Source organism: Caballeronia mineralivorans PML1(12), from assembly GCF_001028175.1.
Lineage (GTDB): Bacteria > Pseudomonadota > Gammaproteobacteria > Burkholderiales > Burkholderiaceae > Caballeronia > Caballeronia mineralivorans.
Genome location: NZ_AEJF01000068.1, coordinates 32,352 through 47,976 on the forward strand (window position 1 = coordinate 32,352; position 15,625 = coordinate 47,976).

General features: G+C 60.0%; 9 protein-coding genes. 7 read left to right on the plus strand and 2 right to left on the minus strand.

Going from position 1 to position 15,625, the window contains the following annotated elements; all coding sequences use genetic code 11:
• Positions 1–242 precede the first annotated feature (242 nt).
• Positions 243–3,674 carry a PAS domain-containing protein gene (locus tag EOS_RS09170; RefSeq protein ID WP_047846303.1) on the minus strand — a complete coding sequence of 1,144 codons (3,432 nt, stop codon included), beginning with the start codon at positions 3,672–3,674 and terminating at the stop codon, positions 243–245.
• A gap of 199 nt (positions 3,675–3,873) precedes the next feature.
• Positions 3,874–6,609, minus strand: a complete 2,736-nt coding sequence (locus EOS_RS09175; RefSeq protein ID WP_047846304.1) for a LuxR C-terminal-related transcriptional regulator — start codon at positions 6,607–6,609, stop codon at positions 3,874–3,876.
• A 429-nt stretch (positions 6,610–7,038) separates the two neighbouring features.
• On the opposite strand from EOS_RS09175, the gene EOS_RS09180 reads away from it, so the two are divergent.
• The 7 genes from EOS_RS09180 to EOS_RS09210 all read left to right on the plus strand — a co-directional run bounded on the left by EOS_RS09180 (position 7,039) and on the right by EOS_RS09210 (position 15,332).
• The gene (locus EOS_RS09180; protein WP_235442750.1) at positions 7,039–8,421 is read left to right on the plus strand and encodes a sensor histidine kinase; all 1,383 of its coding nucleotides are present in this window, start codon (positions 7,039–7,041) and stop codon (positions 8,419–8,421) included.
• A 472-nt stretch (positions 8,422–8,893) separates the two neighbouring features.
• Positions 8,894–9,532, plus strand: a complete 639-nt coding sequence (locus EOS_RS09185; RefSeq protein ID WP_047846306.1) for a response regulator transcription factor — start codon at positions 8,894–8,896, stop codon at positions 9,530–9,532.
• 45 nt (positions 9,533–9,577) lie between these two features.
• Positions 9,578–9,943, plus strand: a complete 366-nt coding sequence (locus EOS_RS09190; RefSeq protein WP_047846307.1) for a response regulator — start codon at positions 9,578–9,580, stop codon at positions 9,941–9,943.
• Positions 9,944–10,327: 384 nt separating this feature from the next.
• Positions 10,328–10,570 carry a YtcA family lipoprotein gene (locus tag EOS_RS09195; RefSeq protein ID WP_047846308.1) on the plus strand — a complete coding sequence of 81 codons (243 nt, stop codon included), beginning with the start codon at positions 10,328–10,330 and terminating at the stop codon, positions 10,568–10,570.
• A gap of 17 nt (positions 10,571–10,587) precedes the next feature.
• Positions 10,588–11,646 (plus strand): multidrug transporter subunit MdtN, encoded by a 1,059-nt coding sequence (gene mdtN / locus EOS_RS09200; protein ID WP_047846309.1) that lies wholly within the window; start codon positions 10,588–10,590, stop codon positions 11,644–11,646.
• A gap of 9 nt (positions 11,647–11,655) precedes the next feature.
• Positions 11,656–13,764, plus strand: coding sequence for an FUSC family protein (locus EOS_RS09205; protein ID WP_047846310.1), 2,109 nt, complete (start codon positions 11,656–11,658; stop codon positions 13,762–13,764).
• Between the two features lie 80 nt (positions 13,765–13,844).
• Positions 13,845–15,332 carry an MdtP family multidrug efflux transporter outer membrane subunit gene (locus EOS_RS09210; protein WP_326972911.1) on the plus strand — a complete coding sequence of 496 codons (1,488 nt, stop codon included), beginning with the start codon at positions 13,845–13,847 and terminating at the stop codon, positions 15,330–15,332.
• Positions 15,333–15,625 lie beyond the last annotated feature (293 nt).

Here is a 15,625-nt window from a genome sequence, read left to right on the forward strand (position 1 = left end):
ACCTGGACGTGCCTCGGATTACATAAACATGCAATGTCTTGGCCGAGCACAACGTTATATGTTGTTTCTGTGGACGCTTGACCCAGGTTGTAGTGCCCGTGCGGCATGGTGAAACTCGCACTTAAGCCGCGCGGGGAAGCCGTTGGCATCCGCCTTGCGGATGCATCATGCGGGCGTCGAAGCGAGGTTCGGATGGTGACCGGGTAGCCGGCGGGCGACCGGAAAAAATCGCCCCGGATGCATTATTTGGCGCCCACCTGCTGTTGGAAAATCTGGACAGGCAAGACTGGCAGGACGACGCTGAAGGTTGCACCGTAACCCTCATTATTGGAAGCAGTAAGACGACCCTCATGAGCTTCGATTATGGAGCGGGACACCGCGAGCCCGATGCCCATTCCCTTGCTTTTGGTCGTAACGAATGCGTCGAATATGCTGTCGCCACCGGCGATGCCTGAACCGTTATCGATGACCTCGATCAGCACGGACCGGTCGTCAAGGGGACTTGCGGTAATGAGAATCTTAGGTATGCGTCCCGAGTTTTCCGTGGCTTCTATCCCGTTCGTGATGAGGTTAAGAAGGACTTGCTGAATCTGTATCTGATCGACGAAGACCGGAGGCAGGCCATCAGGCAAGTCGAAATCGAGGTCGGCGGTACGCCTGGTTTCGTCTTCCCGTAGTAGTCGTACGGCTCCGAGGACCATGTCCTTCACATTCCGTTTCCGTTTCTGGAATGATTGCCGCTTGAACAGCGCGCGGATGCTTTGCATCGTCTCGTCCGCCGAACGGGCATCTCGAACTACGCTTTCCACGGAAGCCCTGGCTTCCGTCAAGTTTGGCGGAGACGCTGCGAGCCACCGTTTGCAAGCCTGCGCATTGGCGATAACGGACGTGAGAGGTTGATTGAGTTCGTGTGCGATGGACGCAGAGAGTTCTGCAACCGTGGCAATTTGGGTTGCCCGAGCGAGTTCGGCCTGAGTGTGTCTGAGCCGGTCCTCTGCACGCTTCGGTTCGTCAATATCCAGACTGAGTCCGTACCATTGGACAATGTTGCCGCCGGAGTCTCTCATTGCTTCCGCAGTGTGCTGGTACCACCGGTAAGCCCCGTCCTTTCCGCGAAGCCGGGCGACGTGGTTGTACGGTTCGCCAGTCTCGAGCGCGTGTCTCCACGCATGAAGCAGGCTGTCCAGGTCGTCAGGATGGAAAGTCTTCTGATAGCCGGAGTCCGCAAGCTGCGAAATGCCCAGGCCAACAAATTCGGAGGTTTTCCGATTGATGTAGGTGAGCCTGCCTTGTCGGTCATTACACCAGAGCATGGCCGGGATGGTCTCGATAAGCTCGCGTAGCTGATACTCCCGCTGTTCGAGTACCGCTTCCGTTTGCTTGAGATCGTTGATGTCCGTACCTACGCCGTACCAGTGCAGGATCTGCCCGCTTTCGTCGCGAAACGGTTCGCCGCGAGCGAGATACCAGTGCAGTTTCCCGTCGGCGCCAGTAACCTGGTACGTGTCCTCATAGGACGCACCTTCCTGGACAGCTCGCCTCCAGCGCGAGCGGACGCGAATACGTTCAGCTTCCGGGATGCGGTTAAGCAACATTTCTTTGTCGAATTTTCCCCCGCTCTCTCCCATGAACGTTAGCATTTGCCGATTCCATCGGTCGACGTCTCCCTGCGGTGTGGCCCTCCAGATCATCGCGGGCAATGCGTCCACGAGCCTTCGCAAATTAAGCTCTTCCTTGCGAAGGGCCTCCTGTACTAACTGCCGCTCGTGGATATCCGTCGAAAGACCATACCAATTCACGATATCACCGTGGGCATCCCGCATGGGAGTGCCTTTGCATTGAAACCAGCGATACGTGTTGTCGGTTGAGCGGAGTCGAAGGACAGAGTCGTAAGGTCTCCCGCTATCGAGGGAATCCCGCCAGGCTTCAATTGTTGATGCAGAGTCATCCGGGTGCACGAGGTGAAGCCAGCCGTTCGCTATCAAATCATCGAGCCGTAGTCCAGTGTAGTCTTCAGTGCGCTTGTTCACATATTCCAGGCGGCCATGGGAGTCTGTACGCCAGAGCAGGCTAGGAACAGTCTCCGCCAGCCAGTTCAGTTGAACTTCACGTTCACGGATGACCTCTTTGGACTTGTAGAGATCGTCAATGTCCATGTTCACGGCATACCACTTGTAGACACTTCCGTCATCGTTAAAATAAGGAACGGAGCGCGAGTGACGCCATCGATAATCACTGTCGCTGTCTGCCCATCGGTAGGTCGTATCGTACGTGCTCTTTTCCCGAACAGAGCGAAGATAGCCTTCCTTTACTCTGTCGCGGTCATCGGGGTGAATAAATCGTAAAAAGCCGAGATTCTGCATGCCTTTAAGAGTTGTTCCGGTTTCCTCAAGAATCTGCTGATTGACGAAGTCGAAATCGTCCGCTGTGCGGGTAGCGAAGCGGCCCGGTAATCGGTCGAGGAGCTCTCTGGCTTCTCTCTCACTTGCCGCTAGTGCCTGTTGAGCCTTGATGGTCTCTTCGATTTCTATTCCAATGAGGTACCAGTTGATGACGTCTCCGTTTGAGCAGCGTGATGGCTCGGCCAGAAGATGCTGCCAGCGGTATACGCCATCGTGCTGCCGCATCCTCACGGCAAGATCGACCGGTTTACACGCGGCAATGCACGCTTTCCATTGCTGTCGGGCGGCCTGCACGTCATCGGGGTGAATGCAAGCCATCCATCCGTCACCGACTATTTCCTCCATCAGTCTTCCCAGCGCGGCAACGCCCACTTTATTCACGTAGACAAGCTCGCCGGTGGGTCCACCGACACATACGCATGCCGGCACACTATCCACAATTCGCCGATAGGTTTCCTCTTCGGTCCGAAGAAGGGATTCTGCAGTCTTCCGGTCGTGTATGTCCCAACTCACACCGACCCATCGCAGTAGCCGTCCACTGTCGCTTCTTATGGCTTTGACACGGCAGAGGAACCACCGGTACTCGCCATCGGACCGCCTGAGTCGAAACTCGAGTTCTTCCGGGTCGATTCCGCCCCGGAGTGCGTCCCAATATCGGTCGTTTGCCTGCAGGTCGTCAGGGTGGATTGCGGCTCGGAAAGAGTCGCACTTATGTGCTTCCTTTATGCCTGTGTATTCGAATAGGCTGGGACTGAGGTATTCGGCGGAGCCATCAGGCAGCGCAGTCCACAACTGGCCGGGAAAAAGACTGCTGATGCTTTGAAGTGTCTGGGTTCGTTGGCGGAGTTGCTCTTCCTCATTTTCGAGTTCACCATCTCCGGTTCGAGGCCAGATATTCCGGCTGAGCTGGTCAATCGGCAGGTCAAACGGGTCATCCTTCAATGTGGCCGTTGAGCCTGGCTGCCGGCGGCGCCGAGAGACCAGCCCGGCACAAAGCCATGCCGCGGCGATTGCGACGGCGCAACGGATGATAGCGCTGGAGGCTAGAGGAGGGTGATTGGAAGCCAACATCACTCCGGCGATCCCAAGCGAGGCGAAACCCGCGGCGAGACGCCCGAAGCTGCGGCCGAAAAAGTGCGTGAACAGGACAACCAAAACGAGGCTGAGGCAGCCCGTAATCGGTTCGAGTAACCCTGCCACCCCTGACGCACCAGCTATGGCGACGCTGAGGGCGACAACCCGAGACGAGCGTGGTATCAACACGGTAAGCATGTCAACCTCGGAGTTCGATGGCGCATTGGATAGTGGTACTCTGCATTTTCCTGCCAATGGCGGGATTTTGTAGCGCAACGGTCCCTTGCTTGCAAATTGAGCGGGGAGTGCGGAGATCTACGCGGCACTCGCGTATCTCGCAGGCGCGTGCGGCAATGTCGTCTTCACGCGCTGGCCGGTAACCTCGGCATGCGGCCTGCTATGGACCCACAAGACTGAGGTCCCGCGCACGTGCAACGGCTTGAGCTCGCTTATCGACGCCTAGTTTCATGAAGATGCTCTTCACATGGGATTTGACGGTTTCAGCTCCTATACCGAGCGTATTCGCGATTTCTTTGTTCGACTGTCCTCGGGCAATCAAGTCGACGATTTCGCGCTCCCTTGAGCTCAGCGATCCGCGCTCAGTGTCGCGCTGACGGTAGCCGCCGGGCTGATAGAGTATCCGCCAGCCATCGAGCAGATGATTGACGTAGGAGATCAGCTCGTTCGTTTGCGCCGTGTGCCGAGCCTCTTCGCAAACGGCGTGCAGCAGCGATCCGATGTCCGGACCCACGTCGAGAATGGATTGGTACACGCCTGCGGGCGCGGCGACCTTCAGGACTTCGCGAAAGACCTCGATCGCACGGGTGCGTTCGTTCGCTGCCAGCCAGACCAGCGCAAGTAGGGTTCGCAAACGTATCGCCAGGAAATCTCCATGTCGTCGTTCGGCGCTCTGCAGCGCGGCGCTCAGCACCACGGTGGCCTCTTCGGTCCGGTGCTGGGCCGCGGCAACAGAGGCCGTCCCGAGTGCCCGATAGTTCTCGATCTCGAGCGAGATGGAACGTGAAGGATGGGAATTGGAGCACGCCATCTGATCGAGTTGCGCAACGCACGCAGCAGCCTCGGCCATCCTGCCTTCCGCAAGATATAGCCGTATGCGTTCGACAAGGGCGGCCGCGGTCATCCGTTCCCATTGACGTGCGCAACCCAACGCCTGCGCCCGATCGAGCAACGCGTACGCCTGCCTCACGTCCGAACGCGCGGCTGCGATTCGGATGAGGAGGCGATAGGCAATCAACACGCTATCAAGCAAGACCGCAACGTCAATAACTGACATCAACCCGGCAACCAGCGTTTCAGCCTCGTCCAGTCGGCCTTGTTCGTACCAGATTTGTCCGATCATCGGTGCGCACAGCGCTACGGAGATCGAATCGGGACCGGCGTAGCGTTCGGCCAGTCGCATCGATTCCGTGAAATAGCGTTCGGCAAGCCCAAAGTGCAACTGTTGCATTTCCGCATGTCCCAGCAGGCACAGCCGGTAGACCGAAGAATACAGGTTGCTCTGGTTTTCTTCGATTGAATAGGACATCCACGGCGTTGCGTAAAGAGCTTCGAGGTTGCCGGCCTTCCAATGCCCGAAGCGCACGACATTGGATGCCACATTGGTTGTCCAGATATCGGCAGACGGCCGCTCGAGGCATGGCTCAGCGATAGCGAGCGCCCGCTCAGGATCGTCCTTCAGTGCCGCGACGACCGAGCGGATCGCTTGGCATTCCCACTGGATATTTTTGGGTTCGGCGCCAGTGTGGGACGGGATATCATGTTCGACCGCATCCAGCATCGCGAGCGCCTCGTCGAAATGCATGGCGAGCGCCATTCCCCAAGCGATCGCCAGCGTAACCTTCACCTGTGCACCGGCCAGACCCGCGGGAAACCGGCGCTGCAAACCGAGCAGCGTGAGCAGATCGCCTTTCTTGACCAGCGCCATCGCGCACCGCTCCATAAGACGAATCGCGTTATCTGTGATGCCCGCGGCGATCGCATGTTTGACTGCCTCAGTCCACAGCTCCTGCCCGGCATACCACTCGCGCGCGCGGCAATGCAGTTCCGCCACCTCGTCGGCGTGCTCTGCCTCGAGCTTCGCCCGCAGGTACTCGCCCATCAGATGGTGATAGCGGAACCACTGCCCGTCCCAGTCGAGCGCTTGCAACAGCAACTGGCCCTCGGCGATTTCGTCCAGCATGCGCTGGCTCGTGCGCAGGCCCGTTATCGCCTCGCAGAGCGGCGCGCTCAACCGATCGAGTATCGACGTGTGCAGCATGAACTCGACCATTTCGGCGGGCAGCCGCTCGAACATGTGTTCGATATAGGCGGCGAACGGCCGCGACGTACCTGACGGCGCATTACGCTCCTGAGCCGGTTGCCATTCCTTGCGCGACAGCACGGACATCGAGATGCGCAACGCCGCAGCCCAGCCCTCTGTGCTCGCAAATAGCGTCTCGATGTGGGAAGCGTTCAGCATGCCGGGCAATGCGTGTTCGACGAAGCGCCTTGTTTCGTCGAAGTCGAAACGTAACGCCGACGCATCGATTTCCAGCAGGTCGTCTCCTGCTCTCAGCCTCGCGAGCGGCAGCGATGGATCTGTGCGACTGCAGAGGACAACATGCACATGTGGCGGTGCCTTTTCGATAAAGAACGACATCGCGTCGTGTACTGCTGGAAGACTGACCAGGTGATAGTCGTCCAAAAACAGGACGACCTCGTCGTCGACTGCGACAAGCTCGTTGATCAACGTGGAAACGACGGCGTGTGGAGGGACGAACGCGGCGTCGGCAGTCAGGCTGATCGCCGCAGCGCCGACATTGCCGCAGGCATGCCGCAACGCATGCGCCAGATAATTGAGGAAGCGCGCGGGTTCGTCGTCCTCTTCGTCGAGCGACAGCCACGCCACCCTTGCACCGTTCGCGCGCAGCCGGTCGAGCCAGATGAGCGCCAGCGAAGTTTTGCCGAATCCGGCGGGCGCTTTGATCACGGTGAGACGTTTGCTCGCGGCGCGCTCAGCCAGACCGATGAGCCGCGGACGACCGATCAAATCCACCGGCAGGTGCGGCGGAACGACCTTCGTTGCAAGGAAAAGGTGCGGCCCGCTCGCGGACGTTTCTCCAACCACACGCATTTTTCAGTCCCAATTGTCATTGGGGGTGGCCGCGCTTGCCGCCATTCCCCATCTATTGAAGCGCATCCCCCTTACTGGGGGGATGGGGGCATCTCCCCAGAAAGGGGGATGGTAGGCCGCGCCGCGCCAGGAGATCATGCGTGCACCGGATTGAGATCGAAGCGCGACCCCGGACAAGGCGCAGCGGGCTTGTCGATCACTGCCGGGCGGCTCACTGGCGCTTCGCCGGGAACGACTCGTTTTTCGCCAGATAATACGCCGCATCGAATCCCATTGCAGCGTATCAGGCGGGAACCGGTCGGTGCGCAGCCGTAACAGTCGCTGCACCGGCTGCTTCTTGGTAATCGAAATCGTGCGCCTGTTACTGATAGACATATTTCCGTGTTAGCCAAAGTTCCAAGAATCAGCAATCACTTGCGGGAAAAAACCGTGTCTATCGCAGCCGATCTGACGCTTGTCGTCGAACGCACGCTTGCGATACTGACGCCGCTCGACGGATACAAGTTGCTCGCACCGGCAGCGAAACAGGACGTTCACGAATCCATCGCGCTGTCAGCCAAGGTATGGTTCGAGACGCTGTTGTCGGGCGAACCCCCATCGGCACAGGACATGGACGTCTTTCGGAAAATTACCCAAAGACGGGAGCATCAACGCGTGCCGCTGCAGAGCCTCCTTCAGGCGTTGCGCCTAGGGTTGGGAGAAATCTGGAGTACCTACATCGCGCTGGGAGAGTTGGACGAGCATATTGCCAAAGAACTTCTGGCCGACGTCTCGATGTATCTCCTGGACCACTTCGATCTCATTGCGCAGATCATTGTCCGGGCCTATCTGGCTGAGCAATATCGGGAGCCGCGGTGGGCGGGATTGGCCATCGCAATCGAGGAAGGTGCTCGCCGATCCGAAAGCGTGCGACACCATCTCGTCGCGCTCCTCGAGCAGTTATCGGACGAGCCGGACCTGCTGTCAAGGCTCGAAGTCGACCACACTCGAGAGCAACGCGGTACTGAAGCGGCCGGCGCGCAAGTGATGAAGTTCTTCGGCCTCGATGTCGACATCGATGACGGCGCAGAACTGTCGAAGGCCTTGCGCGATGCGCAGGAGAGGCTGGCGCAGGCGTCGAGGCTCGCGGCTGTCGCCGAACTGTCCGCCTCCATTGCCCACGAACTCAACCAGCCGCTCCAGGCCATCGTGGCGCATGGGCGCGCATGCGTGCGATGGCTCGCTGCAACGCCGCCCAAGATCGACGAAGCCAAATACTCGGCCGAGCAGGCTCTCCGCGACGCGAATGCCGCGGCAGACGTGGTAAGCCGCATTCGGGCGCTCTTCAGGCACACGGTTCCCCAAAAGGTCGATCTCGATGTCAATAAGCTGATTCTTCAGGTATGCACGCTGATGGCCGACGACATCCAGCGCAACGCGGTTTCGCTTGAGACAATATTGGGCGAAGACGTGTCGAAGATCAGCGCGGACGCGGTTCAGATTCAGCAGGTGATCGTGAACCTCGTGCGCAACGCAATCGAAGCGTTAGCGGCAACGGAGGAACGACCGAGGCTGCTAGTGATCCGCTCGCGTCGCGATGCGGACGATGTGGTGATCGACGTGGAGGATCACGGTACGGGACATGTGGACTTTGAGAAGATATTCGAGCCGTTTTTCACCACAAAGGAAACAGGGATGGGCATGGGACTGGCAATCTGCCGGTCCATCATCGAAGCACACGCTGGCCGGATTTGGGCCGTGCGTAATGTGTCCCGCGGCGTAACCTTCAGCTTCAGCCTTCCGATAGAGAGGTCGAACGCAACAGCACGTTGACGATGGCTGGCGGTATCGCCAATAGCCTCCAGCACAACATGGCCGGTGGCACGAAGCCTCACGGCAAAACGCTCCGGTGTCAGCCCAAAAATTCGCATGACCGTCTCCGGTTTCAGATCACTGTCGGGCACCGCTGCAACAGCAGACAACTACGAATTCGTGCTCGCCTCAACCAACTCCCCTCATCCCAGGACAGTTCACCCACACGTCGATGTCAGGGCTTTTGCAGACCTTTCCTTAAGAGACTCCATGGGTCATTTCGCAACAGCTTCCGAGCCTACAACTTCATATTTGGCGGTGCCATTACATATTCATGTAATGCACAATACGGCTGCACGTGCTTCCATATGGCGATTCTGATGGCTATAATTTTTTGTCGGCACGACCGCGTGAGAGGGACATTCAGCAGGACTATCGTGGACCGGCCTTGCCGACGTTAGGAGAGGCTTTCACCTGACAACAGAGGGGTTCCATGGAATCTGCAAGCGAACTGGTGTATGTGGTCGACGACGACGGACGGGTGCGAGACGCACTCTCTGCGCTGCTGCGCGCAAACGGAAGAGACGTCCACGCATTCAACTCTGGCAGAGAGTTTCTGGACACACCGCGTCAACATGTCATTGCATGTCTGATCCTGGATTTGAGAATGCCAGGCATGTGTGGGCTGGAAGTCCAGAAGCTTGTCAGCAGGGACTCACCGATTCCCGTCATTTTCATTACCGGAAGGGGAGATGTGCCGTCCACGGTCATGGCCATGAAGGGCGGGGCGGTTGACTTCCTCACAAAGCCCGTCGATGAAGATGCGTTGATGTGCGCGGTTGAGGCGGCACTCGCCCGCGCGCACGTTCTTCGCAAGGAGGCGGAAGATGCGGCGACGCTCCTGGCTCTTTATCAAACGCTGACGCCTCGTGAACAGGAGCTTTTGCCGTTACTCGCAAGCGGCCTGCTCAACAAGCAGGCGGCGGCAGTCCTTGGTATCACCGAATACACCGTGCAGGTACACCGCGGCCACATCATGAGAAAAATGCAAGCGGATTCATTTGCCACTCTGGTCAGGCAGGCAAGCAAACTGCAGCTCGAAACATCGTCGACGACCACGTTCGGCGTCTGACGCTAACGCTAATTCTTTGTTGGACTCGAGGACCTGGAGAAAAAAATGCCCACGCCTCCGGTTCGAACCGTTGCCGTGATTGATGATGACCGACGCGTTCTGACGTCTCTTGCGAACCTGTTGGCCTCTGGCGGGTACGGAACACGGGCCTACGAATCTGCATTAGATTTTTTTTCCGACGGCCACTCAGGTCTGGTATGCGTTATCACCGACCTGGGAATGCGGCCCATTGACGGCATTCAAGTGCTCGATAGAACGGTTCATTCGGACGCAGCCACGCCCGTCATAATTATCACAGGCAAACCGAGCGAGCATGCGGAAGACTACTATCTGCAGAGAGGCGCATTAGGTTTCTTCAGAAAGCCTGTCGACGGGGACGCGTTGCTGGACCTGCTGGATAGCATCGCTTGAAGGTCCGAAAACCTGGGAATCCGTCGAGGCATGCACGGTGCGGCGACGAGCTCAGCGCTCAATTTTATATCGTTGTTTCTTGCGGCGACATTGGATATTCATATAATGCGGAATGCCTCTTTCGGCGTTATTGTGATCGATTAGTATGTCTACAATCTCTCCACAAGCGGAGCGCGGGCTACTACTTGAAAAGGTGCATCCACACTGACCGGTACAAGAACGGCGCTCCTGAACCTGTTTCCCCCTCGCTGTCCAAAACCCCGAAATTTGAGGCAAAACGCATTGGCGTGGCTGCAAGGTGTGACATTGATTCCAACCGCAGGGACGACTTTGAAACGACATATTCCACTCGCCAGAGGCAGATGTCCAAAGCGTGCAATCGGGATGGCCGCGATTGCCGCGGGTCTCGTGTCAGGGTGCGAAAGTTCGCCATCCATTGGCGTGCTCGGCGCGTACTTTCCCGACTGGCTGTTTTGTATCGTCGCGGGCGTTGCGCTCACGGTCGTCATCTATCTGATCGTCAAGCGTTTGCAGGCTGGCCATCTGATGGGACCTTCGGCCGTGGTGTATCCCACGCTTGTCGCTTTTCTCGCGCTCGCTGTCTGGTTGATGCTGTTCCAACATTGAATTTCTCAGGCGGATGAATGGCGACGACAGCCAGCGGGACATCGAAGAGAAAATGGCCGGCCATTGTCCTGGTCGTGGTGACATTGTTGCTGCTTGTCTACGTCATCCGGGTGTGGGATCGCGCGCCGCGCACCGACGACGCCTATGTCTATGCGGATACGATCGACGTCGTGCCCGAGGTCAGCGGGCGCATCGTCGAACTGGCCGTGCGCGACAATCAGGCGGTGAAGCAGGGCGACCTGCTGTTCCGCATCGATCCGCGTTCGTATCAGGATGCGCTGACGCGGGGCAAGGCGTCCCTCGTCGCGCTCGACCGCCAGATCGAGCTGACCCAGCGCACGGTCAATGCGCAGCAGTACAACGCGCAATCGGTGCGTGCGGCTGTCGAGCGCGCGCGAGCCGCAGCCAGCCAGGCGTCCGATACGCTGCACCGCATGGAGCCGCTGTTGTCACACGGTTATGTGTCGGCGGAAGACGTCGACCGTGCGCGCACCGCGCAACGCGCCACGCAGGCCGAACTCAGTGCCGCGCAACTGCAGGCGCAGCAGGCGGCAGCGGCTGTGAGCGGCGTCGACGCGCTGGTCGCGCAACGTGCCGTAGTCATGGCGGAGATCGCGATTGCCGAACTGAACCTCGAGTATGCGACCGTGCGTGCACCGTTTGACGGACGCATTGTGTCGTTGAAGACATCGACGGGGCAGTTTGCGTCGGCGCTCAAACCCGTCTTCACATTGATCGACACGCGCCACTGGTATGTGGTCGCGAACTTTCGCGAGACGGAACTCAAGGGCGTCAGGGCCGGGTCGCCCGCCACGGTGTACCTGATGAGCGATACGGGTCAGCGTTTCCAGGGTGCCGTCGATTCGATCAGTTATGGCGTCGCGACCGATGAAGCCGGCCTTGCATTGCCCGGCGGGTTGCCGCGCATTCAACGCACGCTTAACTGGGTCCATGTGTCGCAGCGCTTCCCGGTCAAGATCCGGGTCGACAATCCGAACCCGGATCTGTTTCGCGTCGGTACGTCGGCGGTGGCCGTGCTGCAACCCGGGCGCGGCAACGACGGCGAGCGCCATTAAGGAGCGCCAATGGCCGCCGCCGACTACCTGCCTGTCACACTGCGCGATGCCGGCGCGTTCCTGAGGCGCGAGCTTGCGCCTTTCCCCGGTCGCGTCAACGTGATGCTGCGTTGCATGCTGACGAGCGCCATCGTGATCGTCGTGTCGATGGCGCTCGAAGTGCCGGAGCTCGCACTGTCGCTGCTGGTGGTGTTCTACGTCACGCAGTCGAACGTGGTGGTCACGCGGCTGGTCGGCGTGATGTTCATCGTCGGGTCCACGCTCGGGATCGGCCTGTCGATCCTGCTGCTGAAGTTCACATTCGACTATCCGTTGCTGCGCATCGTCGTCGCGAGCCTGCTGTTCTTCGGCAGCGTGTACCTCATGCGGGTGCTGAAAATCGGCGTAGTGTTCTTCATCGTCGCGATCGTCGTGATCTACGTGCAGAGCTTTGTGGACCAGACCGATCAAGCCGACCTGCTGATTCGCGCGGTGTTGTGGGTATGGATCGCCGTAAATTATCCGATTGCGCTGACGCTCGTGGTCAATACGTTGCTGTTGCCTGCCGAACCGCAATTGCAGCTCAAGGCGGAAATCCATCGGCAACTCGCGGCGCTGGACACGCACCTGAGGCAACCGATCGACGGTACGACGAGCGCCGCGCCGATTACGCTGGCGGCCGTCCAGCAAGGCGCGCTCACGCTGCAGAAGCTGCTGCGGTTCACGGCGATGCGTGACGCCCACTATCGCGAGCATCAGACGTTGCAGCTTGCATGCATCGCGACAGTGTCGCGTCTTTATCGCGGTGCGAGTGAACTGCCGCTCAGTTGGCCAGACGCGTCGGCGGCGCGGCTTGCGATGTTGCGCGAGCTGCGCGCGAACGTTCGGGCGCTTGACGAATCGGTGATGTCGGGCGAGCCCTATCGCTACGTGAGCACGGCGACACCTGAAGAGCGCAATGCAGCCGACGCGACTCCCGCCGCAGGCGAATTGCAGCGGGCGCTGCATTCGTACGCGGATCTCGTCGCAAGCGGTGTGGAACCCGGCAAGCCGCCCGCGAGCGAGCCGATGGTCGCGCCCGACGCATGGACCAATCCCGCGTACATGCGTTTTTCGCTGAAGACGCTGCTCGCCGTTTTCGTCTGCTACGTGTTCTACAACGCCGTCGACTGGCAGGGCGTCCACACGATCATGCTGACTTGCCTGATCGTCGCGCTGCCGAGCCTCGGCGCATCGACGCAGCGTGCGTTGCTGCGGCTGGCCGGGGCCGCCGTCGGCAGCGCGCTGGCGTTGTTCATGGTCGTGTTCATCGTTCCGCATCTCGACGGCATCGTCGGCTTGTTGCTGATGGCGTTGCCTGCCGTTGCGCTCGGGGCGTGGATATCGGCGGGTTCGGAGAGGATCGGCTATGCCGGCATCCAGGTGATGTTCACCTTCTCGCTTGCGTTGCTCGACCAGTTCAGCCCAACCACGAATCTGACTGAAATCCGCGACCGGATGGTGGGCATTCTGCTGGGCGTCGGCGTGGCGACCTTCGTGCAGATGTCGTTCTGGCGGGAGGGCGAGGGCGACGTGCTGCGGCAGAAACTCGCCACGATGCTGCGCGCCATTGCCGCACAATTGCGTACTCCACAGGCGGGCGTCGACCAACGGGACGAGTTGCCCTATGCGCAGCGGCAGTTGCAGGCGTGGGCCGTGCTGGCCGATTGCGAAGCGACGCTGTCGCGAGTCGCGCTCGAGCCCGACTGGCAGGAAGTGGAGCAGGCGCAACTGACACTGCGCGTGCAAACGGTTCTCGCGCAGGGACGCGAGATCATGCTGGCGGGCGATGCGCTGTTCAACACGCTGGCGGCGCAAGCGGGATCGTCGAGCCCACGAACGGTCGATGCAGTGCGCTCGACACAGGAACAGGCCTCAGCCGAACTTAACCGATACGCGGAAGATCTCGCCCGGAATCCGCCCGACGCCCGCGCGCCGCAACGCATCGGGATCGCTGCGCAAGCTGTCGAACCGACCCAACCGGCCGACGGGCCGCTCATCGCCGCAGCGGACGAACTGTCGCGGCAGGTCGCGGGGTTGCCGGACTGGCGCGTCGAGGCACGCGTCGCGGCGCCCTCATCACAGGCCATACGAACATGAACTGCCCCCACGCTCACTATCGTTCGCTGCCCCCCGAGGGGGGCGGATGCACCCCTTGGGGCGGCCCGGCGGGAGGCATCATGAATGCGCGATCGGGTCTACGCGAGTGGCGATGGCGTCGATGCTTTTTATGCGTCGCGTGGATGTCATTCATGCTGCCGGGTTGCGCGCTGATCCATCATAACGGCACGCCCTATACCGAGATCGCGACCGGGCAGATCAATCTCGCCGACGACATCCATCTCGCGCGCGATGGCTGGCCCGCCGCGCGCTGGTGGACGCGCTATCGCGATGCGCAGCTCGACGCGCTGATCGATCAGGCGCTCGCCAATGCGCCGACGATGGTGATTGCGCGCACGCGCGTCGCGCAGGCGAAGTCCGATGTCGAGCTTGCCAGAGCGGGATCGAACCTTCAGGTGGCTGCGCTGGCGTCGCTGGATCGCGAGCATATTTCCGCGAACGGCTTTCTCGGCCCGTTCGCGAAGAACGAACCGGCTGCGGGGCTGACGGGTCCTTGGTACACCGAGGGCATCGTCGGGCTCGGCGCGAGCCTGGACGTCGACATCTGGGGCAAGCAGCGTGCGCAAATCGCCGCGTCGCTCGGTGTGAGCAATGCGCGGCTCGCCGAGACGTCCGCTGTCGAACTCGAAATCTCGACAGATGTCGCGCAGCTTTACTACGGTATCCAAACGACTTGCCAGCTCATCGATCTGCTGAACGAATCGCATGAGGTAGCGGTGTTCGGGGTGCAAGCACACGAAGCGCGCGCGGCGCGCGGCCTCGAAGCCCGCACCCTGCTCGAAGAAGCACGGGCGCAGCAACTGGCCATCGAACTGCAGATCGTGTCGGCGCAAGGGCAGATAAAGCAGTTTCGCGAATCGATGCGGGCGCTGGCCGGTGCGGGCCCCAACGGTTTGCCGGCTATCGAGCCCGTGGCACTGCCGCGCTCGCAGGCGGCCCTGCCGGCGACGCTTTCATACGAACTGCTCGCACGGCGTCCCGATCTGCAGGCAATGCGATGGTATGTAGAGGCGTCGTTCGACCGGATCGACGCGGCGAAGGCGGCGTTCTATCCGAGCTTCGACATCAAGGCGTTCTTCGGCTTCGACGCATTGCACCTCGCCGACCTCTTCACGCATGCAAGCCAGCAGATCAACCTGATTCCGGGCCTGTACTTGCCGATCTTCGACGGCGGCAGGCTCAACGCGAACCTGAGCGGCGCACGCGAGGGAAGCAACCTGTTGATCGAGCAGTACAACCAGGCCGTCCTCAACGCGGTACGCGATGTCGCGCAGACGGGCAGCCGTCTGCAGGCCCTCGATGCTCAGACCGCGTTGCAGAAGCAACGGATCGAATCGGTTGCGTTCGCGAGGGACAGCGTCGAAGCATATTATCAACGCGGACTGACGAGCCGGCTCGCGGCGCTCGAAGCACGCCAGCCCGTGATCGCGGAACAGGTTGCCCTGCTCACGCTCGATGGTCAGATGCTTAGTCAGGAGATTGCGTTGACGAAGGCGCTCGGCGGCGGCTATCGTGCCGATCCGCCCGTCGAACTGAAGCCGCGTTGAACGAAGCGCCGATGGGGTTCGGCACTGCTGTGCCGGTGGAGTGTCATGCCAAAAGGCGGTCACTTCGCGGCGCTCGAACAACCGGAATTGCTGGCCCAGGAAATCCGGGCTTTTTTGGGATCACTTCCCGGGCTTCGATGCGAATCCGGGCTGGTCACAATAGGCCACGACAGGTCTCCCTGCTTCGGAGGGGATTGAGCAGTCTTTATGCCTGACCTAAAATCCACGCCACGAAACCGGCAGCTTTTGGACGCATCCTGTCACAGTTCCAAAAGCGCTCGGGAATTAAAGTA